Source organism: Streptosporangium lutulentum, from assembly GCF_030811455.1.
Lineage (GTDB): Bacteria > Actinomycetota > Actinomycetes > Streptosporangiales > Streptosporangiaceae > Streptosporangium > Streptosporangium lutulentum.
Map to the genome: position 1 here is coordinate 7761095 of NZ_JAUSQU010000001.1, position 22690 is coordinate 7783784.

At 68.4% G+C, this 22690-nt stretch carries 18 protein-coding genes; 6 read left to right on the top strand and 12 right to left on the bottom strand.

The genetic code is table 11. From position 1 onward, the window contains the following. Positions 1–128 precede the first annotated feature (128 nt). Positions 129–749, top strand: a complete 621-nt coding sequence (locus tag J2853_RS34980) for a GNAT family N-acetyltransferase (RefSeq protein ID WP_307564977.1) — start codon at positions 129–131, stop codon at positions 747–749. 180 nt (positions 750–929) lie between these two features. On the opposite strand, the gene trxA is transcribed toward J2853_RS34980, so the two are convergent. The 8 genes from trxA to J2853_RS35020 all read right to left on the bottom strand — a co-directional run bounded on the left by trxA (position 930) and on the right by J2853_RS35020 (position 10085). Next, positions 930–1253: a thioredoxin gene (trxA, locus tag J2853_RS34985; protein ID WP_307564978.1), complete on the bottom strand. Its 324-nt coding sequence runs from the start codon at positions 1251–1253 to the stop codon at positions 930–932. A 36-nt stretch (positions 1254–1289) separates the two neighbouring features. Further along, positions 1290–2225 (bottom strand): thioredoxin-disulfide reductase, encoded by a 936-nt coding sequence (trxB, locus tag J2853_RS34990; RefSeq protein WP_307564979.1) that lies wholly within the window; start codon positions 2223–2225, stop codon positions 1290–1292. A 154-nt stretch (positions 2226–2379) separates the two neighbouring features. Beyond that, entirely contained in the window at positions 2380–3282 is a 903-nt protein-coding gene (locus J2853_RS34995; RefSeq protein ID WP_307564980.1) for an anti-sigma factor family protein, read from the bottom strand. Further along, positions 3272–3919 (bottom strand): RNA polymerase sigma factor SigM, encoded by a 648-nt coding sequence (sigM, locus tag J2853_RS35000; RefSeq protein ID WP_307564981.1) that lies wholly within the window; start codon positions 3917–3919, stop codon positions 3272–3274. Before sigM ends, J2853_RS34995 begins: the two co-directional genes overlap by 11 nt. Positions 3920–4033: 114 nt before the next feature. Next, positions 4034–5566, bottom strand: a complete 1533-nt coding sequence (locus J2853_RS35005; RefSeq protein WP_307564982.1) for a protein kinase family protein — start codon at positions 5564–5566, stop codon at positions 4034–4036. A gap of 195 nt (positions 5567–5761) precedes the next feature. After that, a complete protein-coding gene (gene murJ, locus J2853_RS35010; RefSeq protein WP_307564983.1) occupies positions 5762–7366 on the bottom strand; it encodes a murein biosynthesis integral membrane protein MurJ in 1605 nt (534 codons plus the stop codon). Positions 7367–7387: 21 nt separating this feature from the next. Further along, positions 7388–9517 (bottom strand): DUF6049 family protein, encoded by a 2130-nt coding sequence (locus J2853_RS35015; RefSeq protein ID WP_307564984.1) that lies wholly within the window; start codon positions 9515–9517, stop codon positions 7388–7390. 46 nt (positions 9518–9563) lie between these two features. Further along, positions 9564–10085, bottom strand: coding sequence for an aminoacyl-tRNA deacylase (locus tag J2853_RS35020; RefSeq protein ID WP_307564985.1), 522 nt, complete (start codon positions 10083–10085; stop codon positions 9564–9566). 160 nt (positions 10086–10245) lie between these two features. Between J2853_RS35020 and J2853_RS35025 the strand changes: the two genes are divergently transcribed. Then, entirely contained in the window at positions 10246–11643 is a 1398-nt protein-coding gene (locus J2853_RS35025; RefSeq protein ID WP_307564986.1) for a CCA tRNA nucleotidyltransferase, read from the top strand. Between the two features lie 173 nt (positions 11644–11816). Here the strand turns inward: J2853_RS35025 and J2853_RS35030 are convergent, their stop codons facing one another. Beyond that, the gene (locus J2853_RS35030) at positions 11817–13115 is read right to left on the bottom strand and encodes an MFS transporter (protein ID WP_307564987.1); all 1299 of its coding nucleotides are present in this window, start codon (positions 13113–13115) and stop codon (positions 11817–11819) included. A gap of 160 nt (positions 13116–13275) precedes the next feature. Here J2853_RS35030 and idi point away from each other — a divergent pair, with 160 nt between their 5' ends. Further along, positions 13276–13857 (top strand): isopentenyl-diphosphate Delta-isomerase, encoded by a 582-nt coding sequence (gene idi, locus J2853_RS35035; protein WP_307564988.1) that lies wholly within the window; start codon positions 13276–13278, stop codon positions 13855–13857. A gap of 142 nt (positions 13858–13999) precedes the next feature. Here idi and J2853_RS35040 read toward each other — a convergent pair whose 3' ends face one another. Next, positions 14000–15079 (bottom strand): inositol-3-phosphate synthase, encoded by a 1080-nt coding sequence (locus J2853_RS35040; protein ID WP_307564989.1) that lies wholly within the window; start codon positions 15077–15079, stop codon positions 14000–14002. Between the two features lie 32 nt (positions 15080–15111). Further along, positions 15112–15798 carry a PadR family transcriptional regulator gene (locus tag J2853_RS35045; protein WP_307564990.1) on the bottom strand — a complete coding sequence of 229 codons (687 nt, stop codon included), beginning with the start codon at positions 15796–15798 and terminating at the stop codon, positions 15112–15114. 694 nt (positions 15799–16492) lie between these two features. Between J2853_RS35045 and J2853_RS35050 the strand changes: the two genes are divergently transcribed. From J2853_RS35050 to J2853_RS35060, 3 genes are read left to right on the top strand one after another with little or no spacing between them, the layout of a single operon-like run. Continuing rightward, entirely contained in the window at positions 16493–19198 is a 2706-nt protein-coding gene (locus J2853_RS35050) for a transglycosylase domain-containing protein (RefSeq protein ID WP_307564991.1), read from the top strand. A 17-nt stretch (positions 19199–19215) separates the two neighbouring features. After that, positions 19216–20505 carry a glycosyltransferase family 87 protein gene (locus J2853_RS35055; protein ID WP_307564992.1) on the top strand — a complete coding sequence of 430 codons (1290 nt, stop codon included), beginning with the start codon at positions 19216–19218 and terminating at the stop codon, positions 20503–20505. Positions 20506–20563: 58 nt separating this feature from the next. Further along, positions 20564–21706 carry a mannosyltransferase family protein gene (locus tag J2853_RS35060; protein WP_307564993.1) on the top strand — a complete coding sequence of 381 codons (1143 nt, stop codon included), beginning with the start codon at positions 20564–20566 and terminating at the stop codon, positions 21704–21706. Positions 21707–21838: 132 nt separating this feature from the next. Here J2853_RS35060 and J2853_RS35065 read toward each other — a convergent pair whose 3' ends face one another. Further along, positions 21839–22597 (bottom strand): deoxyribonuclease IV, encoded by a 759-nt coding sequence (locus J2853_RS35065; protein WP_307564994.1) that lies wholly within the window; start codon positions 22595–22597, stop codon positions 21839–21841. Positions 22598–22690 lie beyond the last annotated feature (93 nt).

Sequence of the window (22690 nt, forward strand, 5' to 3'; positions counted from 1 at the left end):
GTCTGCGTGTGGGGATGGGACCCTCTGAAATCAGTACCCTCCCTGGGTTACGATGCCAGCTGGAGACGCGGTTTTCACGCGTTTTTCGCCATGGCTTGCACTCGTCTCGCCAGGATTGGGGCCAACAGGTGTCGCGTCGGCTGGCAAACGTCACCCTGGACAATCTCGACGACCTGCCGCGCCGCTGCCGTCGGTGCGTCTTCTGGGAGCTCGATCCCGTAGGTGCGGAGCGAGCGGTCGAGGCGGGTGATCCCGGGTTGGAGAAAGAGGCCTGGATCTCGTCGACCCTCCTGGAATGGGGAAGCTGCGGAAAGATCGTCTACGTGGACGGGGTGGCGGCCGGCTTCGTGCTCTACGCGCCGCCGCACCACGTGCCGCGTTCGGTGGCCTTCCCGACCTCGCCGGTCAGTGCCGACGCCGTGCTGCTGATGACCGCGCACATCATCCCGGAGTTCTCCGGCGGAGGTCTGGGCCGGATGCTGGTCCAGGGCGTGGCCAAGGATCTGACCCGGCGCGGGGTGCGGGCGATCGAGGCGTTCGGCGACCTGAAATGGGAGCAGCCGGGGGCATGCCTGATGCCCGCCGACTACCTGCTCTCGGTGGGATTCAAGACGGTTCGGCCGCATCTGCGTTTCCCCCGCCTCCGCCTTGAGCTCAAGAACGCCGTCTCCTGGCGTGAGGACGTCGAGGTGGCGCTGGAGAGGCTTCTGGGTTCCATGAGTCCCGAGAGGGCGCTGCGGCCCGTCTGAGGCCATCTGGGGCCCGCAGGAACACGCCAGAACGCATGAGGCCATCTGGGTCCGCCGGAACACACCAGAACGTGTGAGAGCCCCCTGCCCGGTGGGCGAGGGGGCTCTCACGAGTGGGTGTTGCCGCTCGGAAGCGGGTGATACGGCATGCGCTGTGGGATGCGACCAGCCGCAGGGGGCCTAGATGATGCCCTCGAGCTCGCGAAGCAGCATGGCCTTCGGCTTGGCGCCGATGATCTGCTTCACAACCTCTCCGTTCTTATAGACGTTCAGGGTCGGGATCTGGAGTACGCCGTAGGTGCCGGCGGTCGCCGGATTCTCGTCGACGTTCAGCTTGACGATGGTGAGCTTCTCGGCCTGCTCGTTCGCGATCTCCTCCAGGATCGGCGCGACCTGGCGGCACGGGCCGCACCACTCGGCCCAGAAGTCGACGATCACTGGCTTGTCGCTCTTCAGGACGTCGACGTCGAAGCTGGCGTCGGTCACTTGCTTGATTGCGCCCAAGGTTCCTTCTCCCTCTATCCGGTGCTGCGGTTGGAATCAGTTGTCGGCGTGGTCGGCCAGCCAGCGCTCGGAGTCGAGCGCGGCGGCGGAGCCGGTGCCCGCGGCGGTGATCGCCTGACGGTAGGTGTGGTCGACCACGTCGCCCGCGGCGAAGACACCGTCCAGGTTGGTGCGAGTGGTGGGGGAGGCGACCTCGATGTAGCCCTCGTCGTCGAGCTCGACCTGGCCCTTGACGAGCTCGGAGCGGGGGTCGTGGCCGATCGCCACGAACAGGCCGCTGGCCGCGAGCTCGCTCTCCTCGCCGGTCTTGAGGTTGCGCAGGCGCACCCCGCTGACCTTGGTGTCTCCCAGGACGTCGACGACCTCGCTGTCCCAGGCGAAGCGGATCTTCTCGTTCGCGAACGCGCGCTCCTGCATGATCTTGCTGGCGCGCAGCTCGTCACGGCGGTGCACGATGGTCACCGAGGAGGCGAACCGGGTGAGGAAGGTGGCCTCCTCCATGGCGGTGTCGCCGCCGCCGACGACCACGATGTCCTGGCCGCGGAAGAAGAAGCCGTCACAGGTGGCACACCAGGAGACGCCGCGGCCGGACAGACGCTTCTCGTTGGGCACGCCCAGCTCGCGGTAGCCGGAGCCCATGGCCAGGATGACGGCCTTGGCGTAGTAGGTGTCCGTGGCGGTCTTGACGACCTTGGGCGTGACGGTCAGGTCCACCTCGACCACGTCGTCGGCGACCAACTCGGCGCCGAACCGCTCGGCCTGCTTGCGCAGGCCGTCCATGAGGTCGGGGCCCATGATCCCATCGGGAAAGCCGGGGAAGTTCTCCACCTCTGTGGTGTTCATCAGCGCGCCGCCTGCGGTGACCGAACCCTCGAAGACCAGGGGCTTGAGGTCGGCGCGGGCGGAGTACACAGCCGACGTGTAGCCCGCGGGACCCGATCCGATGATGATCACATTCCGGACGTCCATCACTGCTGTGCCCTTCCCTATGTCATTGCCAGTGGCGTCAACAGATCCTAGGCGCCGGTGATTCCCCGTAACGCGTGGAAGGCCCGGCACGGACGAATCCGTGCCGGGCCTTCCCGAGATCGAAGGAGGTCTTTCCCGGCGGGTTACCCGAAGCGGGTCACTTCCAGTGTGCGAGAGCGGTCTCGCGCACGGTCTCGCATTCCGGACCCACGACGTGTACGTCCACCGTGTTCTTGGCCCTGTCACGCCAGAAGACCAGGATGTTCGCCTCTTGCCCGTTGTAGAAGCCCTGGTCCACGGCGAAGGGCGACGTGCCGACCTTCTTCGAGACCGCCTTCACACACTGGGCGAGCTTGGAGTCCTCGGACAGGCCGGCCTGGATCAGCACCGGCCCGATGTATTCCATCAGCGGACCCTTGAGCTCGGCGTCGGTGTAGTTCCAGTTGCTGTCCGACAGCGTGTACTGCAGGTTGTCGACCGGCAGAGACTGAGCGATCGCCGGAGTGTCGTCCGTGCCGGTCGCGGAGAGCATGCTGGTCGTCACCACGGCCGCGCCGATCACCGCGGCCGCGACACCCGCCGCCGCGGCGGGCATCGCCCACCTGCGCCGCCGTGTGGCCTTGCGCCGCCTGGCCGGAACGATGGTGCCGTCGTCGCCGACGACTCCCAGCCGTACGGCCGGCTCCGGCGTCTTCTCCCACTCGGGTTCGGGAGAGGGCGTCGTCTCCCACGCCGGCTGAGGGACAGAGGTCGTCTCCCAGGGCGCGTCACGCATTATGTCGTCCCAGGCCGGTGCTTCCACCAGGCCTATTCCACCTCCACGCATGCTGTCGGCCTCGGCGGCCAGCGCGCGATCGATCCTGAGCGCGACTCCCATGGGCATCGCCGGTGTGGGCGTCGCCGCGAGCACCTCACGGACTGCTGCGAGGTCGGCAAGGCTTTCACCACAGGGATCGCAGATCGCGAGATGCTCGCGTACCTGCAAGGCCGTGGCGGCGTCAAGGAGACCCTCGGCCAGTTCGGCCAGGACCTCCAGGTCATAGTGCGAATCACACGTCACGAAGTTCTGCTCCCTTCGCGGATGAGACGCGAGACAGATCGGAACGGTTCCGTAGATGCGAAAGAATTGGGGCGAGTTTCGCGCGTCCGCGCGCGCATCGGCTCTTCACCGTGCCGCTCGGCACCTCCAGGACCTGGGCCGCGTCGTCCACGGAGTAGCCCATCATGTCCACGAGCACCAGTGCGGCCCGCTGGTCCGACGGCAGCAGCTTCAGAGCAGCCGAGACCTCCATGGAGACCTCGCGCTCGGCCGTCTGGTCGAGCACCGGGGCGTCGCGTTCCGCGGCCTCCACGAGCTCGTCGTCGGCGACCGGGCGTACTGATTTCCTGCGCATGCGGTCGAGGCAGGCGTTCACCACGATGCGGTGCAGCCACGTGGTGACGGCCGCCTCGCCGCGAAAGCTCCCGGCCTTGCGATAGGCCGAGACGAAGGCGTCCTGCACGGCGTCGGCCGCCTCGTCGGGATCGCCCAGCGTGCGCAGGGCGACCGCCCACATGCGATCTCTATGTCGCTTGACTATTTCACTGAAGGCGTGCGGATCCCCGGCGATGTGCCGGGTCAGCAGATCGGCGTCGGACACGAGGGCCCGCGCTGCCTGCTGTTCCGCCGCCGGCGGGATCTCGGGTGGGGAATTCACAAGAAGAGTCCTGCTATACCAGTCCGGGGAGAACACCACTACGTGATAGATGGTGCCATGAAATCTTCAACGATCCGCAAAAAGCCGGGTAAAACAGATCAATTCGCACTGGTTTCACTTGCTTGCGAGGATCTTCACATCGAGCACCGAACCACGGAACCCCTGCTCGAAGGGGGGCAACTTGGTGAACCAGATCAGGACGTAGCGGCTCTTCTGCCCGGTCTCGAAGGTGAACTCCTTCGTGCCCACGGCGTCGGTGGGTTTTCCGGTCACGGCCAGCTTGTTGAGGTCTTTCGTGTCGCCCAGCCTGAGCTCCGCGGTGCCACCGGGGGTGTCACCGAACTCGATCGAGACCTGCCTGATCGGGATGGACTCGCCCATGTCCATCAGGAGACCGGCGCCGTCCTTCAACCCGCCGAAGTCGGGGGTGTTGTTGTACGTCTCGGTATGCCAGTCGGTGGAACTCTTGCCGTCGATCGCGTTCTGGACGTGCCCGTCGCCCTCCGGGCCGTCGCCCAGCGGGTCGAAGCCGGAGACCGACTTGGGCTTCACCTCGCGGGTTCCGGTGGCCACGGTGGGAGCGGTGGGGGTGGCGGAAGCGGTGGTCTCGCCGGCGGACGAGCCCCCGGCGTTGCCGAAGCTGCGTCCGAGCGTCCAGGCGCCCAGGCCGACGGCCGCCATCGCCAGCAGCACGACCACGGTCATGGCGATCTTGTTGAGCGTCCCGCCGCCCGCCGGGCGCTGCTGGTGCTGATGCTGGTGCTGCGTGGGGGAGGACATGCCGGTGCGCGAGGGCGCCGCGGTGTCCAGACCCTCGGAGCGTGAGGCCGCAACGGGGAGCGGCGTCATCGGCATCGGCGTCGGCATGGGCAGGGGTGCGGGGCGGGACACCGAGGCCAGGGCCTCGGCGAGCTCGGCGGGTGTCGTCAGCGGGTCGAGCCCCCGCTTGCTCTCCGGCAGCACCGCCCTGCAGACGATGGCGTCGAGGTAGCCGGGAACGCCCGCGGTGACCTGGCGCGGCGTGCAGAAGTGCCCGTCGTCCATGGGAGCGACGGGAAGCCCGCCGCCCTCCCGCTCGTCGCCCGGCCAGTGGCCGGTCAGCCCGGCGTACAGCAGGCGGCCGAGCCCTTCGGCGTCGGCGCGAGCCGGGTCGTCGCTCGTCACGTCGGACAGGACGGCGTCGATTCCCAGGCCGAGCAGCTTGACCGTGCCGCCCGCCGTCCACACCAGGTGCTCGGGGGTCAGGCAGAGGTGGGCGAGGTTCGCCTCGTGGGCGTGCGCCATCGCCTCGGCGGCCTCGGCGACCAGGGAGGCCGCCCGCTCGGGGTCGAGCGGGCCGCCCGCGATCATGTCGCTGAAGGTCTCACCGCTCACCCACTCGCTGACGACGTAGGAGTGACCGTCGTCCTCGGTGGCGTCGAAGACCTGGGTCAGCCGGGGGTCGGTCAGCCGGCTGGCCACACGCGCGGCCGTGACCACCTCGTTCAGGCGGGGGAAGTCGGGGTCGAAGGTGTGGACGGCGACGGGCCGGGCGAGCACCTCGTCGATGGCCTTCCACAGCGTGGCTCCGCCCGACTCGTGGACGCGGTCTTCCAGCCGGAATCGCTCAGCCAGTTTCGTGCCGGGCTCGACGGCGGAGGGACTCATGAACGCTCCGCAACTGAGAACACGACAGCACCACGCCAGGTCGGCAAATTAGGACACATCGCATGATGCCGGGTGGATCCGCCCACGCCCTCCTGCTTCCATTAGCCGCATGTCACCACACGCGTCGCACCATGGTAGTCCCGCACCGGTTCCGCCCGTGTTCGCCTTGTCAGACGCTTGGGACAAGCCTTGGGGTTACCGGCTTACCCGCCCTGCAACCATTCCAACGATCGAACTCACCTCGGGGATGCGCATCCGGTGGGCGATCATCAGGTAAAGAACCATACCGAGACCTCCGCCCGCGGCGAGCATGATGGCCGCACTCAGCGCGTGAAGATCGGTCAGCTCCTGGGTGAGCCACAATACGCCGAGCGCGACCACCGCGGCCGGAACCGCGGCCATGTACATCCGGGACAGTCCCAGGGCCACCTCGCGACCTTGGAGGCCCTGTACGCGGCGGCCGGCGAGCATCCAGGCGACCCCGGTGCCCACCACGTAGGCGACGGTGAACGACAGGGCCAGGCCCATCACGATGTAGCGCGGCGGAAGGGTGAAGTAGGCCACGACGCTGAGCGTGGCGTTCACCGCCACGTTGCCGAAGGCGAGGAAGACCGGGGTGCGGGTGTCGCCGAAGGAGTAGAAGACGCGCAGCAGGAGCTGGAAGATCGAGAACGGGACCAGCGCCAGCCCGAAGATCTGCAGCACGTTGCCGATGTAGACCGCCGAGTCGACGGTCATGTTGCCCCACGAGAAGATCATCACGGTCACGGCCGGGCCCAGCACCATCAGCAGCAGCCCCGCCGGCACCAGCAGGACCGACACCAGCCGGACGCCCGAGGCGAACTCCGCCCTGACCGTGTCCAGCTGCCCGTCGGCCACGCCCCGGCTCATCCTGGGCAGCATGGCGGTGATCACCGAGACCGCGATGATCCCGTAGGGGAGCTGGAAGAACTGGTAGGCGAAGGAGTACGCGGCGTTTCCCGCACCGGGCGTCTGCTGGCCCGCGCCGGTCGCGAGCTTGGTGGTGATCAGGAAGCCGAGCTGGCTGACCCCGACGTAGGCGAAGGTCCAGACCCCGGTTCGGCCCATCTCGCCGAGCCCGGCGTTGCGCAGGTCCAGCCTGGGCCGGAACCGGAACCCCACCCGGTGCAGCGAGACGACCAGGACCACGCACTGTGCCACGATGCCCGCCGTGGTGCCGAGTCCCAGCAGCAACAGGTCGGCGTCGGTCACCGTGTCGACGTTCGTGCCCACACCGCCCAGCTTCACGTAGTAGACGATCGCGACGCCGATCATCACGATGTTGTTCAGCACCGGCGCCCACATCGGGGCGGCGAACCTGTCACGGGTGTTGAGGATCGCCCCGGCGATCGCCCCGACGCCGAAGAAGGCGATCATCGGCAGGATGTACTGGGCCAGCCTGACCGCGACCTCTGTCTGCCTGGGCCCCCAGCCGGCGCTGTACAGGCTGATCAGTGGCCCGGCCAGGAGCACCGCGACCACCGCCACCGCCGTCAGAGCGATGATCCCGAGCGTCATCAGCCGCTGCTCGTAGGCCCGGCCGCCGTCGGGGTCGCTCCGCTGCCTCCTGATGATCATCGGCACCACGACGCTGCTCAGGATCCCGCCGATGAGGAAATCGAACAGGATCAGCGGGATCGTGTAGGCCACGCTGTAGGCGTCGCCGAGCGCGAAAGTCCCGATGGCCGCCGCGAGCACCGCCGTACGGACGAAACCCGTGACGCGCGAGACCATCGTCCCGGCCGCCATGATCGCGCTCGCACGCAGGACTCTGCTCATGGGTCTTCCTCTGCTAGGTGCTCAGGACTCGGTGCCGACCGGCGCGCTCGCGCGCCTCGCCGTGGAGGTCGCCGCGCGGCGGCCCCCACGGCGGCGCAGGATGCGCATGATCACGGCGGCCAGCATCACCACGAGCGCCGCGCCCACGATGAACAGGGCGATCCCGGCGTAGCCGGTGGTCCGCACGGTCAACTCGACCGGCTTGCCGTACTTGCGGCCGTCGGCGGTGGTGAGCTGGACCGTCACGGTGGTCTGACCGCTGTCCGCGGCGGTCATCGGGACCGGAATGATCCGGTTCTGACCACCCTGGATCACGATCAGTTTTTGGTCGCTGTCCCGGTAGGGCTCGATCTTCAGTAATTTGGGCTGGTCGGAGGTTACCTTGAGCCGGACCGAGACCTGGCTCCCCGTGCCCGTCAGCCCGTTGTGGACGCTGATCGGCACGTCGCCGTTGTCGCCCGCCAGGGTGCGGAGCCTGGACTGCTCGGTGCCGGTGATCGTGACCATCCCGATCCGGTCGTCGACCGTGGTGCCGACCCGCTCGGCGTACGGCGCCGCGACCTCGTCCTTGCCCCGCCAGGCGGAGGAGGCGAGCCGGAGCAGCGCCAGGTCGAACCCCTCGGAGTCTTCGGCCGTGGTGATCGCGGCGGTCAGGTCGGCGCGGGCGCCGATCCGTTTGACCGCCGTGAGATACGGCTTGCCGAGCTCTCTGCGCCGATCCTGGTCGGTGTAGGTGAGGCCGGCCCGGGGCGTCGGAACGCCCTTGCCCGCCTTCGCCGTGTCGAGCGTGGTGGGAGCGAGCCAGGGCAGGGTGGCGGCCGTCTTCACGAGGTCGCTCACGTAGGCCGGATCCGGGTCCCAGCGCCGGGGCGGGGCGGCGATCACGGTCCTGGTGGTGGTGACGGGCTCCGCACTGATCATCGCGGTCTCCGCGATGAAACGCTGACGGTTCAGCAGCGCCGCTCCGGGGGCGGAGGTGCCGGCGCCGACGACCTCGCTCAGGCCCGGGTCGGCGATGAGGGCGGTCACCGGGCCGTTCACGCTCTGCAGCGTCGCGAAGGCGTCCGGGGTGGTGTCCGTGGCCATCACCGGCGGCAGGTTCAGCGAGTTGAGCAACAGGGTGCCGACGCCGCCGGTGGCCAGCAGGTCCAGCCCGTCGTAGTCGGTCAGGCCGCCCACCGGCCAGTTGATGTCGGTGATCACATCGCGCCCGAGGATCTCCTTGCCGACGGTGCCGGCCTGCGCGATCGCGAGCCTCGTGAAGTCGTCGACGCCGTTGTGGGCCAGGGCCGTCACGTCGGGGTCGGCGTAGGGGGTGGCCACGACCGGATGCTTGGCCAGGGCCGTGCGCAGGTCGGCGAGCCAGGTGGCGGCCTCGGTGTCGGCGGGGAGCCGGCGGGTCGTCTCCTTCGACAGGACCGTGTGCGTCTTGCTCGTCGTTTGCGCGTCGTCGAGCAGGGAGGGGTCGACCACCCAGGTGATGCCCTTGGCGGAGGCGGTGTCCTCGGCGACCGTCAGCAGGTTGCCGAGGCGTTTGCCGGCGGCCATGGACGCGGGCAGGTTCTCGTCGATGAAGGTGTCGTCGTCGGCCCGGTGCGGCTGGTCGACGAGCGGCATGACCATGGCGAGCCGGGTGCGGGGCACCTTGAGGCCCGCGGGCATGTAGGTCAGGAGGGTGCGCTGGACGGCGACCGGATCGCCCAGGGCGTTGAGCACCTCGATCGTGATCGGGTAGACACCGAAGCGGGAGATGCCCAGCGTCTGCGGGGTGAAGACGAACTCCCACGGCAGCTTCCCCGAGGGCGCGATCGACTGCTGGTAGCGCTGGTCGCGCCAGGAGAGCCGCTGGGTGCTCTGACCGGTTCGGTAGGTCTCCATGTCGGCGCGCCGGGCGAACGGCTGCGACGAGTACTGCATCTGGATCCGCATGCCGTCCAGAGGCTGGGTGCCGGTGTTGACCAGGGAACCGGAGATCCTGATCTGCGTGGTCGGCTCACGGGGGACGTCCGGGCTGACCGACTCCACCACGATCTGCGGGTTCGCGCGGATCGCCGCCGTCGTCCGGGCGCTCGCCGCACCAGGAAGGACCACGGCCGCGGACATGAGCAGCGTGGTGGTGAGCAGGGCGAGCAACGTGGCCTTGCGGATCACGTGCCGGCCAGGGATGGAGTACGGCGCACGCCCGCAATGTTATGGCCTATCCGGCGAGGGGAAAGGTCACCGGCTCTCTTCGGGAGCGTGGCCGCGCCAGGTCGACGGTCTTGCCCGAGACAAGGGTGAGCAGGTGATCTCTGCGAATCAGGAGCGCCGTGCGACGCTCCCCGGTAGGGGTGTAAACCAGCTCCGAGGTCGCGCCGAGGCGCTCGTCCACCAGTACGGTCAACTCGTCCGGGAGCAGCAGGGGGCAGACCAGGCCGGAGGCGTAGTCGGTGGCGGAGTTCACGGTGAACGCCGAGGCCGGACGGACCCGCCGGGCGCCCAGGACCTTCCCGATCATGTCGGGCCGGGGAGGAAAACCGACCGACGCGACCACCGCGACGGGCTCGCGGCCGATTCGCGTCGTGACCTCGAAAACGGTGACCTCCACACAGGTCGCCGGGCTCGCGGACAGCACCTCGGGAAGCTCATCGGCACACGTCATCGCGCGTGGAAGGCGTACGATCTCATGATGGATCTGGTGATCGAGGAGCCAGCGGTGGATCGCGAGGGCGTCCTTCATGTGTGTGCTCCTTGCCTCGACGCACGGCCCCCGAGAATCTCCTGACTGACCGTAACCTGGTGATCGCTTCAGGTGTATCCCCGCAGGGGAACATGTTCCGTAACCAAAGGACCTACCCGGCTTGTCCCTTTCAAATCTGACTGAGAATCAGCGCCACGGCATGAGCGAGCTGTTCCGGAAGATCGCTCCCGTGGCTGACGAACTCGGCACGCTGTTCGCCGCCAGGGGCTACCAGATCGCCCTCGTAGGCGGTTCCGTCCGAGACGTGTTCCTGGGCAGGATCGGCAACGATCTCGACCTGACCACGGACGCCCGCCCGGAGACGGTCCTGGAGCTCATCCGCGACTGGGCCGACTCCATCTGGACGATAGGCATCGACTTCGGCACGGTCGGCGTGCGCAAGGGCGGCTGGCTGCTGGAGATCACCACCTATCGCAGCGAGTCCTACGACCCCAAGTCGCGCAAGCCCGACGTCGTCTACGGCGACACGCTGGAGGGCGACCTGGCCCGGCGTGACTTCGCGGTCAACGCGATGGCGCTGCGCCTGCCGTCCCGCGAGTTCGTGGACCCGCACGGCGGCCTCGACGACCTGCACGCCAAGAGGCTGCGCACGCCCGGTCCCCCCGAGCGGTCCTTCGACGACGACCCGCTGCGGATGCTCCGCGCCGCCCGGTTCGCCAGCCAGCTCGGCTTCGCCGTGGACCCGGCGGCGTTCGCCGCGATGACCGCGATGTCCGAGCGGATCGAGATCGTCTCCGCCGAGCGGATCCGCGAGGAGCTGGACAAGCTCATCTGTGGCGATCACCCCCGCGAGGGGCTCAAGATCCTCGTCGACTCCGGACTCGCCGCCCACGTCCTTCCCGAGCTGCCCAAGCTCCGCCTGGAGATCGACGAGCACCATCGGCACAAGGACGTCTACGAGCACTCGCTGATCGTGCTGGAGCAGGCGATCGACCTGGAGGAGAGCGGTCCCGACCGGGTCCTGCGCTGGGCCGCGCTCCTGCACGACGTGGGCAAGCCCAAGACCCGCCGCCACGAGTCCGGCGGCCGGGTCTCCTTCCACCATCACGAGGTGGTCGGCGCCCAGCTCGCCAAGAAGCGCATGACGGAGCTGAAGTTCCCCAAGGACGTGGTGGCCGACGTGTCCCGCCTGGTGGAGCTGCACCTGCGCTTCCACGGGTACGGCACGGGCGAGTGGACCGACTCGGCCGTGCGCCGCTACGTCAGGGACGCCGGGCACCTGCTGGAGCGCCTGCACAGGCTGACCCGCGCCGACTGCACCACCCGCAACACGCGCAAGGCCCAGGCCCTGTCCCGGACCTACGACCAGCTTGAGGAGCGCATCGCCCGGCTGGCCGACGAGGAGGAGCTGGGCAAGATCCGCCCCGAGCTCGACGGCAACGAGATCCAGGAGCACCTCGGCGTCCCCCCGGGCCCGGTGGTCGGGCGCGCCTACAAGTTCCTCCTGGAGATGCGCCTCGACCGGGGTGTGATCGGCAAGGAGGCGGCGGCCGAGGCCCTCCGCCAGTGGGCCCGCGAGAACGAGATCGGAGCCTGACCGGCGTCTCCGGCCCGGACCGCGAGCACGTCTGACGTCCCTGCGCGCGGGTGCCGGCCACGGCACCCGCGCACCGGTCTCCGGGGTCCGCGGGGTGCGGCCGACGCTCGCGGACGGGCGGGAGCCGGTCGGCGGGATGCCGCCCTACCCGGTCGGCGAGGACCCTCCGACGGTCACGGCTGCGGTGACGGCAGCGGCTGGAGCGCCCGCCTCGGAGTGATCACCCAGTAGATCGCCGCGCTGCCCAGGTAGCCGACGGTGATGAGCCCCAGCACCGGCAGCGACCTGCCGTCCTGCGGCAGCAGCACCGCCGCCAGGGCCGCGGCCAGCACGTAGGTGCCGTTGAAGAGCATGTCGTAGATCGAGAAGGCCCGCCCGAGGTAGGCGTCCTCGACGTCCCGCTGCACGGCCGTGTCCGCGCAGATCTTGATGCTCTGCCCGGTGATGCCGAGCACGAAGCCGGTGACCGCGAAGCCCCACTGCTGGAACGACACGCAGAGCAGCGGCGTCAGCACCCCCGCGGTGACGAGCATGATCGTGACCCAGGACCGGATGCCGAAGCGCTCGGTCGCCCACGGCGTGATCAGGATGGCGAAGAAGTAGCCCACCGCGGAGGTGGCGACCACGATGCTGACCGCGGTCAGCGCGTCCTCGACGTTCTCGGCGAAGTAGTAGCGCGACAGCATCATCAGCATCGCCGTGCACATGCCGTACATGAACCGGTGGGCGGCCATCGCCCCCATCCCGGCGGCGGCGGCCCGATGACGGACGAGACGCCGCGCGCCGTCGGCCAGGCCGCTCAGCACGTTGCGCAGGGCCTCGCGGGTCTGCGTCCGGTTCGGGTCGTAGGCCGGGCCGAGGAGATCCTTGTCCATGGTCCTGGCGATCAGCGCGCTGAGCCCGAAGATGAGACCGGAGGCGACCAGCAGCACCGCCGTGCCCCGGTGGTCGGCACCGAAGATCATTCGTAGCAGGTAGCCCACGCCCACGCCCACGAAGGTCATCACGGTGCCGGAGGTGGGGGTCACCGCGTTGGCCACCATCAGCCGGTCGGCCGGGACGACGTGCGGGAGCGACGCCCCGAGCGCGGAGAGGAAGAACCGGTTCACCCCGAGCACGCCGAGCGCGGCGGCGTAGAAGACCGCGTCGGGGGCGTCCACGGCGACGAGCGCGGCGGCCGCCAGCAGCAGCGCCCCGCGGACCATCGGCGCGATGACCAGGATCTGCCGCCGGGACCAGCGGTCGATGAACACGCCCGCGAAGGGACCGAGGATCGAGTACGGAAGCAGCAGCACGGCCAGACCGGTGGCGATCTCGACGGCGCTCGTGCTGTTCTCGGGGCTGAAGAACGCGAACCCGGCTACCGCGAACTGGAAGATCCCGTCGGACGACTGTGAGACCAGACGGGTCCCGAACAGCCGCCGGAAGTCCCGACCTTCCAGGACGACGCGTAGATCGGATACGAATGACACGCGCTTAGCCTACGCGTGATGACTACGAGTCAGGCATAGGGAACATCGCCGAAATGCGTACAAAATACGTGCAATCCCTCCTGTTCAGCCGCGATCGGACACGCCGACGCTTATCCGCGATCGGATGCGCCGATCGGCATGATCACGTACTCTCGATCGAGTGACAGCTGATGAACACGTTGTGCTTGTCGACGCCGAGGGAAACGCGATCGGCACGGCGGCCAAGGCCATGGTGCACGGCTTTGACACGCCCCTCCATCTGGCCTTCTCCAGCTACGTGTTCGACGGCCGGGGCCAGGTGCTCCTCACCCGCCGGGCATCACACAAGATCACTTGGCCCGGCGTGTGGACCAACAGCTGCTGCGGGCACCCGCTGCCCGGCGAGCCACTTCCGGACGCGGTGATCCGAAGGCTCTCCCACGAGCTGGGCCTGAAGGCCGATCGGGTCGATCTGCTCCTGCCGGGCTTCTCCTACCGGGCGGTCATGGACAACGGGATCGTCGAGCGGGAGCTGTGCCCGGTCTACCGGGTGCTCGTCGAATCCGACGCCGTGCCCAACCCGGACGAGGTCGAGGGCGTGCGCTGGATGCCGTGGGAGAGGTTCGCCGACGAGGTGCTCGGCCGGCGCATGGAGATCTCCCCGTGGTGCCGCGAGCAGGTCGGCCAGCTCGTCGGGCTCGGGGCCGACCCGCTCGCCTGGCCGGTCGCCGACTCCGCCGACCTTCCCGGCGCCGCCCGCTGAGGGGATCCGGCCCTCTCCGCGCGGGCGATCCGCGAGACATCACGACGAGAGCCTCCGCCCTGCACGGGCGGAGGCTCTCGTCGTTTCACCGTTCAGTCTGGTCGCGGTCCGGTTCGGCGCGGCAGTGACGGTAGGGGGCGACTCAGCGCTCGACCTCGCCGCGGATGTACTTCTCCACGTAGTCACGGGCCTCGTCGTCGGAGTACTGCTCCGGCGGGGACTTCATGAAGTAGGAGGAGGCCGACAGGATCGGGCCGGCGATGCCCCGATCCAGGGCGATCTTGGCGGCGCGGACCGCGTCGATGATGATGCCGGCGGAGTTGGGGGAGTCCCAGACCTCCAGCTTGTACTCCAGGTTCAGCGGGGTGTCGCCGAAGGACTTGCCCTCCAGGCGGACGTAGGCCCACTTGCGGTCGTCGAGCCACGGCACGTGGTCCGACGGGCCGATGTGCACGTCGGCCTTCTGCATCTCGTGCGGGATCTGCGAGGTGACGGACTGGGTCTTGGAGATCTTCTTGGACATGAGGCGCTTGCGCTCCAGCATGTTCATGAAGTCCATGTTCCCGCCGAAGTTCAGCTGGTAGGTGCGCAGCAGCTCCACGCCGCGGTCCTCGAACAGCTTGGCCATCACGCGGTGCGTGATGGTCGCGCCGACCTGCGACTTGATGTCGTCACCGATGATCGGGACGCCGGCGTCGGTGAACTTCTGCGCCCACGTGGGGTCCGAGGCGATGAACACCGGCAGGGCGTTGACGAACGCGACCTTGGCGTCGATCGCGCACTGGGCGTAGAAACGGTCGGCCTCCTCCGACCCCACCGGCAGGTAGGAGACGAGGACGTCGACCTTGTTGTCCTTGAGGATCTTGACGACGTCGGCCGGGGCCTCGTCGGACTCCTCGATCATCTCGCGGTAGTACTCGCCGAGACCGTCGAAAGTGTGGCCGCGCTGGACGGTGACGCCCAGCGGCGGCACGTCACAGATCTTGATGGTGTTGTTCTCGGAGGCCACGATCGCCTCGGAGAGATCACGCCCGACCTTCTTGGCGTCAACGTCGAACGCCGCGACGAACTCGACGTCGCCGACGTGGTAGTCGCCGAACTTGACGTGCATCAGGCCCGGCACCCGAGTGCCGGGGTCGGCGTCCTTGTAGTAATGCACGCCCTGTACGAGCGACGTGGCACAGTTGCCCACACCGACAATGGCTACGCGCACCGAACCCATGGCACTCGCTCCCCTTTTGTTTCTTTAGTGGATCAGTTGTCTTCCGGGGTGATTTGCGGCCCCGGTTTCTCTGCCCCGGGCATGGAAGCCCGGGATGCTTCTTCTTGCGTGGGCTGCCGCTCTTCGGCCGGCGGAGACGCTCGGCGCTCGGTGGCGATCAGCTCATTCAACCAGCGCACTTCGCGTTCGACCGACTCCAGACCGTGACGCTGAAGTTCGAGGGTGTAGCTGTCCAGCCGTTCCCTGGTGCGGGCGAGAGCCGTGCGCACGCCGTCGAGCCGTTCTTCCAGCCGGCTGCGGCGCCCTTCGAGGATGCGCAGCCGTACTTCGGCCTCGGTGTGCCTGAAGAAGGCGAAGTGAACGCCGAAGCTCTCGTCCTCCCAGGCGGACGGACCGGCCTGGGTGAGCAGCTCCTGGAGGCGTTCCTTGCCCTCCGCCGTCAGCTTGTAGACGATCTTCGATCGCCGGCCGGGGAGCGCCAGAGGGCTCTCGGCGGGGGCGTCGGGCGGGTCGGAGACACGTGAGCACGCGCCGTCTTCGGTGATCAGTCCGTCGTTGAGCAGCTGACGGAGGCAGGGATAGAGCGACCCGTATGAGAACGCCCGAAACATACCGAGTAGCGTGTTGAGCCGTTTGCGCAGCTCGTAGCCGTGTAGCGGGGTCTCGTGCAGCGACCCGAGCACGGCCAGCTCCAGCACGCCGCTGCGTCCACTGGCCACCGGAAACCACCACCTCTCGTGTCGATGTATCGAGCCGATACATCAGCAGGATACGTCCACTCAACATATGCCTGCAATCAACGACTTTCCCAAGAGGTTGGGGGCAAACGGTAAAAAGCCGTAGTCTGGCGCTTATGTGGTCGCATCGAGCGGTGGTAGGGCATAGCCCTCGCGCGGACGAGGCCGCTTTCCAATACGGAAAATCCCGCCTCCGTGAGGAGGAGGTCTGCCAAGGTTGTTCTTGGAACCACCTGACGACCTCGTTCGTCCTCGGAAACGGAGATCCACCCGTAAAGGTCGGCTACTAGTGAGCCAAGGCGATGAGGGCTTCCGCGATCAGGGGGTAATCTCACCCGCCAGCACGCCGTCGTAGACCCCGATGACCGAACGAGGACGCGTGAGTTACAGCCACAGCAATGACCCGGAGCCGAACGAGCGCCAAGAGCGCGCTGACGGATCGGCTCGCCAGGGGAGGCGCCGTCGCTCAAACCCAGGGGCCGCTCCCCACGACGTTCCCCCGCCTCAACGCCCTCAAACCGGCGACGCCGGCTGGCCCGGGCCCCAGGCTCAGGCGCAGGGACGGCCTCCGCAGGGCCCGGCCCCCGATCCTCGATCCGGCCCGCCGCCCCGGCCCGCCGCGATGCCCTACCCCAGCGGAGCGGGGCAGGCGGGGCCGCCTCCCCAGCACGGGCAGATGCCTCCCCAGCACGGCGGGCCGCCCCAGCACGGCCAGATGCCCCCGAACGGCGGGGCGCCCCAGCACGGCCAGATGCCCCCGAACGGCGGGGCGCGCCATCCCGGTCCGACGCCCCAGCCTTCCGGAACGCCCAGGCCCGCCGCGATGCCCTACCCCGGCGGGGCGGGGCCGGCATCCCAGACCACCGCGATGCCGCAACCCGGCGGGCCTCGCCAGGGCGGCCCGGCGCCCCGGGCCGCCGCGGCGGCTCAGACCACCGCGATGCACCAGCCCGGTGGGACGCGCCAGCGTGACACCGACCCGACCGGCCGCCGCGCCGAGGCCGCCTTCGAGGACACCCAGGCGATGCTCGCGGCCCAGGCGGGCGGCGGACGCCCCTCGGGCCCGGGCGAGCCCGGAGGCCGCAGGCGAGCCCGCGGCGGGCGCGCCGCGGACGCCTCGATGGGCCTCGGGGCCCCCGGAGGGCCCGGAGGCCCCGACGGGCATGGTCCCGACGACGACGAGGACGAGCCCGGCGGCAGGGGATGGAAACGTTTCATCCCCAGCTGGAAGATCATGATGGCCAGCTTCGTGGTCCTCTCCGCGGGCGTCTTCGGCATGATCGCCGTGGCCTACGCCGGCACGCCCGTCCCCACGGGGGTCCAGGACAGCGCGGTCGACCAGGGCAGCGCCATCTACTATTCCGACGGCAAGGGCCTGATCGCGCGCCTGGGGACCAAGCGCAACCCGGTGACGATCGACAAGATCCCCCTCTGGGTCCAGGACGCGGTGATCGCCGCTGAGAACGGGGGCTTCCGCGAGGACAGCGGCATCGACTTCCCGGGCATGGTGCGGTCGTTCGTGAGCACGGTGACCGGTACCCAGGTTCAGGGCGCCTCGACGATCACCCAGCAGATGGCCCGTGGCTACTACGACGGCCTCAGCAAGGAAGTGTCGATCCAGCGCAAGATCAAGGAGATCTTCGTCGCCGTCAAGATCAACAAGACGCTGTCGAAGAATCAGATCCTCACGCAGTACCTGAACACCATCTACTTCGGCCGCGGCGCCTACGGCATCGACGCCGCGGCCCAGGCGTTCTTCAACAAGCACGTCGACAAGCTGACCAAGGAACAGGGCGCCTACCTGGCGGGGCGCATCCAGAACCCCGACGCGTTCGACCGGGCCGAGAACGCCAAGAACCTGGGCCCCACGCAGGCGCGTTACGCCTACGTGCTCGGTCAGATGAAAGTCCTCGACCCCGCCAAGTACGGCTCGCTGGCCTCCACCTCGCCCACCGCCCCCAAGCGGATCGCCCGCCAGACCAAGGACTACTACCAGGGGGTCAACGGCTACATGATCACCGAGGTCCTCAAGGAGCTCAAGGCCAAGGGCATCAGCCAGGAGGCCGTCGAGCAGGGCGGCTACAAGATCATTAGCACGTTCGACAAGCGTTTGATGGGCGCGGCCAAGACGGCCGTCCTGAACAACACCTCCGGTCTCTCCAAGGAGATCCACACGGGGCTCGCGGCCGTCGATCCACGCAACGGGCGGGTCATCGCCTTCTACGGAGGCAGCAACTTCGCCAAGAAGGAGTGGAACGACGCCTTCATGTCCGAGAAGCAGGCGGCGTCGGCGTTCAAGCCCTACGTGCTGGCCGCCTGGCTGGAGGCCGGCAACAGCCTCAACAGCTACCTGCTGGGCAAGGGACCGATCGAGGCGCCCGGCACCAAACCGATCAAGAACTCCCACGACATCCCCGGCGGTTCGGTGAACGTGGTCAGGGCCACGGCCGAATCCGTCAACACCGCCTTCGTGCAGATGGGCGAGGAGGTCGGCCTGGACAAGGTCGTCGACATCGCGGCCGGGGCCGGCATCAACGAGGAAAATCTCAAGAAGACCGAGAAGGACCACGCCTTCGCCCTCACCATCGGATCCGGCCCGGTCACCCCGGTCCAGCAGGCGGGCGGCTACTCGATCTTCGCCAACGAGGGCAAGCACTTCCAGAACCACGTCGTGATCAAGGTCGTCAAACCCGACGGGACGACGGTCATCCCGGAGAACAAGCAGCCCGTCCAGGTCATCAGCCCCGAGAGCGCGGCCGACGCCCTCGTCGCGTTGCAGGCGGTCGTGAAGGACCCCCAGGGCACCGGCAAGGCCGCGGCTCTCCCCGACCGGCCGGTGGCGGGCAAGACCGGCACCAACGATGACAACAAGGAAGCGTGGTTCGTCGGGTTCACCCCGCAGCTGTCCACCGCGGTCGGCATGTACCGGCAGGACGGGAAGACGAACGCCGAGGAGCCGCTGGGCGACGCCATCCAGGGCGCCACGTACCCCACCCGCGTGTGGCAGGCCTTCATGGCGGAGGCCATGAAGGGCAAGGAGGTCATGCAGTTCCCGCCGCCCGCCAACGTCGGCATGCCCAAGGACCTCGCACCCAAGCCCGCCCCGAAGCCGACCCCGACGGTGACGGAGGACCCGTTCGCCCCCGACGGCGACGGCGGCGGCGACGGCAGCGACTGGTCCGGCGACGGCGGTAACAGCGACGGCAACGACGACAACGGCGGGATGGATCAGCCCGAGGGCGGGGAGTGTCTGCCCTGGGACGGTTCGTGTGATCGCCGGGACGACGGCGGCGGACTTCCCGAGGGGGATATCGGCGACGGCGGCGCCGCCCCCGGTGCGGCGGTCGGGCCGGACCACCAGCCCTCCGGGCAACGGCCCTGATGAAGAGCCTCCTGTCGATGCGGAGCCCGCTGCCGGAGATCGGCACGCGCGTGATCCCGTACGTCCCCCTGGCCCTGTTCGCGGGGCTGGGGGCCGTGCTGGCCTGGTTCTGGAAGTGGCCGTGCCGGATCGACGGGGCCTGGAACGACGGCACCCTGCGGTTCACGAACTTCTGTTACACCGACATCTATCCGCTGTGGCAGATGGAGAAGCTCAACGAAGGCAAGATCCCGTACTTCGGCTATCCGGTCGAATACCCCGTCGGCATCGGCGGGATCATGGAGTTCTTCCGCCGGATCGTCACGAACATGAGCGATCCCGGGACGGCGTTCTACGACCTGACCGTGATCCTCATGGCCATCTGCCTGATCGCCGGCGTGCTGCTGATGGCCGCGCTGGCCGGGCCGGTCCGGCGCTGGGACGCGCTCTGGTACGCCCTGGCCCCCGCGCTGATCCTCACCGCCTACATCAACTGGGACCTGGCGAGCAACGCCCTCGCGCTGGGCGCGCTGCTCGCCTGGTCGAAGCGGAAACAGTGGCTCGCGGGCATCCTGCTCGGCCTGGCGATCGCCACCAAGTTCTACCCCCTGATGTTCCTCGGCCCGCTGTTCCTGCTGACGCTGCGCACGGGCAAGTGGGTGCCGTTCCTCAAGACCCTCGGCGGCACGGCGGGCGCCTGGCTCGTCGTCAACGTGCCGATCATGGTCTTCGCCTTCGACGGCTGGAAACGGTTCTACGTCTTCAGCCAGGAGCGCCCGGCCGACTGGGGCTCGATCTGGTACTTCTTCAACCAGAAGCAGTGGCCGTTCCTCGGCGACACGGACCGGCTCGACCTCCTGGGCATCGTGTCGCTCGGCGCGTTCTGCCTGGCGATCGCCGTGCTGACGCTGACCGCCCGAACCCGGCCCAGGCTGATGCAGCTCTGCTTCCTCACCCTCGCCGCGTTCATGCTGACGAACAAGGTCTGGTCGCCGCAGTACGTGCTCTGGCTGATCCCCTTCGCCGTGCTGGCCCGGCCCAACTGGAAGGCCATCGCGCTCTGGCAGATCGCCGAGTGCTGGTACTTCTTCGCCATCTGGCTCTATCTGGTCGGCCTCCAACCCGGTGACGAGGCGCTGGGCATCTCCGGCGACACCTACTTCACCGCGGTGTGGGGCCGGGTGATCACCATCCTGATCATGATGGCCTTCGTCGTGCGGGACATCCTCAAGCCCGAGAAGGACATGATCCGGCAGGACGGGACCGACGACCACTCGGGCGGTGTCTTCGACGGAGTCCCCGACCGGTTCCGGATAGCGCTCGCCTGATGACCCATGCCGTTTCCAACCGGCCGCGGGGCGGGTCGATCGAGCACGATTCCACCGTATGACCGCCTCCCTCGACCGTCCCCCCGACACCTCGCCCCCATCCCGGCGCGACACCATGACGGAGGCGTTGCTGCTCTGGCTGAGTTCCCGGCTGGGCATCGTCGTCCTCGCCGTCGTGGGGGTCACGGCGATGGCGGACGGGGACACCATCGCCCCGTTCCTGGAGCGCTGGAGGCACTGGGACGCCGACCTTCTCATCACCATCGCCGAGCACGGTTACGGAGGCGATCCGAGCGGTGAGCCGGACAAGGGACTGCCGGCCTTCTTCCCCGGGATGCCCCTGATGCTTCGCGTGGTGCATCTGTTCACGGGGAGCTGGACACTCGCCGGACTGCTGATCTCCTTCGTGGCCGGGGCCGTGGCCATGGTCGCGCTGGCCAGGCTGGCCGAGTTCGAGGGACCGCCGGGGACCGGCCGGCGCGCGGTGCTGGCGTTGCTGCTCTGGCCGATGTCGGTCTTCCTGTTCGCCGGGTACAGCGAGTCCCTCTTTCTGGCCTTCGCGATCCCCGCGTGGCTGGCGGCGCGCCGGGGGCGCTGGCCGCTCGCCGCCGTTCTCGCCGCCGGGGCCTCCTGCGTGCGGATCACCGGCCTGTTCCTGGCCCTCGCGCTGGTCGTGGAGTTCTTCAGCAGGCGGCATGCCGTACGGCAGGCGGGGTGGCTGGTGGCGCCGTTCGTGCCGCTGGTGCTCTACTCCGCCTACCAGCACGCCAGGAGCGGTGACTGGCTGGCGTGGAAGCACGCGCAGGAGGCCGGGTGGGGACGGCACCTGGTGTGGCCGTGGGAGTCGTTGATCACGACCTGGAACTCGGCCCTGGGAGAGGGGCGGTTCGCGTGGGCGTTCCGCCTGGAGATCGCGGGGGCGGTCGTCGGGGTCGGGCTCGTGCTGGTCCTGCTCTATCTGCGCAGATGGAGCGAGTTCCTCTACGTGGGACTCCAGGTGGGAGCCCTGCTCTGCTCCGCCTACTACCTGTCGATCCCGCGCTCGGCGCTGCTGTGGTGGCCGCTCTTCCTGCTCATCGCCAAGGCGAGCGCCTCACCCCCGTCGTGGAGACGGTGGATCATCGTCGTCTACGCCCTGGTGGTGGGTCCGTTGATGGTGCTCAACACGCTGGTCTTCACGGACGGGGCCTGGGTCGGGTAGCGGTCGCTACCCACTTTCGTGGATAAGTAATCCAGAAAGTTATCCACAGGCTGTGGATTGTTGTCGGCCGAAGGCGTCCCCTGGATCATCGCCACGGATGGACGACGGCTCAAGGTCGCGGCTTCGCCCAGGTCACAGATGCTTCCTGAGGAAGGCGACGTCCTGTGCCTGACCCTCGAACGGCGTCTCCACCACGATCGGCGCGTTCGCGCTCCTGCACACGCCGAGGATGAGTTCGGTGTCGATCTGTCCCGCCCCGAGGCTCGCGTGCCGGTCGGCGCCGGAGTCGAAGGCGTCGCGCGAGTCGTTGCAGTGGATGAGGTCGATCCTGCCGGTGATCGCCATGACCCGCTCGACCACGTCGGCCAGTCCTTCGCCGCCCGCGTGGGCATGACAGGTGTCCAGGCAGAAGCCCACGTCGAACCCGTCGAGCGCCTCCCACAGCCGGGCGATGCGCTCCAGCTTGCGGGCCATCGCGTTGCCGCCGCCCGCGGTGTTCTCGATGAGCACCGGAACCTCGTGCTCCTCCAGGCGCTCGAACACCTTGCGCCAGTTGTCGAAGCCCTTCTGAGGGTCGTCGCCGGCGCTGACGTGCCCGCCGTGGACGATAAGCCCCTTGGCGCCGAGTTCCGCCGCCGCGGCGAGGTTCGAGCTCAGCAGCTTGCGGCTGGGGATGCGGATCCGGTTGTTGGAGGTCGCCACGTTGATCACATAGGGCGCGTGGACGTAGACGTCCACGTCGGAATCCTTGATCTCCCGGGTCTTCTCGCCGATGACGGGGCCCTTCCAGCCCTGCGGATCGCCGAGGAAGAACTGCACGACCTCGGCGTCACGGGCCCTGGCGTGGGCCAGCGGGTCGTCCTGATCGACATGAGCTCCGATACGCGGCATGTATCCGAGAGTAGCCGTTTCAAGGCCCCGGCCAGGGGCAGTCGCAGGGCGCGCCCCGTTGCCCGCCCCCCCAGCGGGCTGAACACAAGGAGT

Excerpts from the sequence above, each read along its gene's own strand:
- J2853_RS35005 (WP_307564982.1), bottom strand. The coding sequence starts at position 5,566 with ATGAGTCCCTCCGCCGTCGAGCCCGGCACGAAACTGGCTGAGCGATTC.
- murJ (WP_307564983.1), bottom strand. The coding sequence starts at position 7,366 with ATGAGCAGAGTCCTGCGTGCGAGCGCGATCATGGCGGCCGGGACGATG.
- J2853_RS35020 (WP_307564985.1), bottom strand. The coding sequence starts at position 10,085 with ATGAAGGACGCCCTCGCGATCCACCGCTGGCTCCTCGATCACCAGATC.
- J2853_RS35025 (WP_307564986.1), top strand. The coding sequence starts at position 10,246 with ATGAGCGAGCTGTTCCGGAAGATCGCTCCCGTGGCTGACGAACTCGGC.
- J2853_RS35040 (WP_307564989.1), bottom strand. The coding sequence starts at position 15,079 with ATGGGTTCGGTGCGCGTAGCCATTGTCGGTGTGGGCAACTGTGCCACG.
- J2853_RS35050 (WP_307564991.1), top strand. The coding sequence starts at position 16,493 with ATGCCTCCCCAGCACGGCGGGCCGCCCCAGCACGGCCAGATGCCCCCG.
- J2853_RS35055 (WP_307564992.1), top strand. The coding sequence starts at position 19,216 with ATGCGGAGCCCGCTGCCGGAGATCGGCACGCGCGTGATCCCGTACGTC.
- J2853_RS35060 (WP_307564993.1), top strand. The coding sequence starts at position 20,564 with ATGACCGCCTCCCTCGACCGTCCCCCCGACACCTCGCCCCCATCCCGG.
- J2853_RS35065 (WP_307564994.1), bottom strand. The coding sequence starts at position 22,597 with ATGCCGCGTATCGGAGCTCATGTCGATCAGGACGACCCGCTGGCCCAC.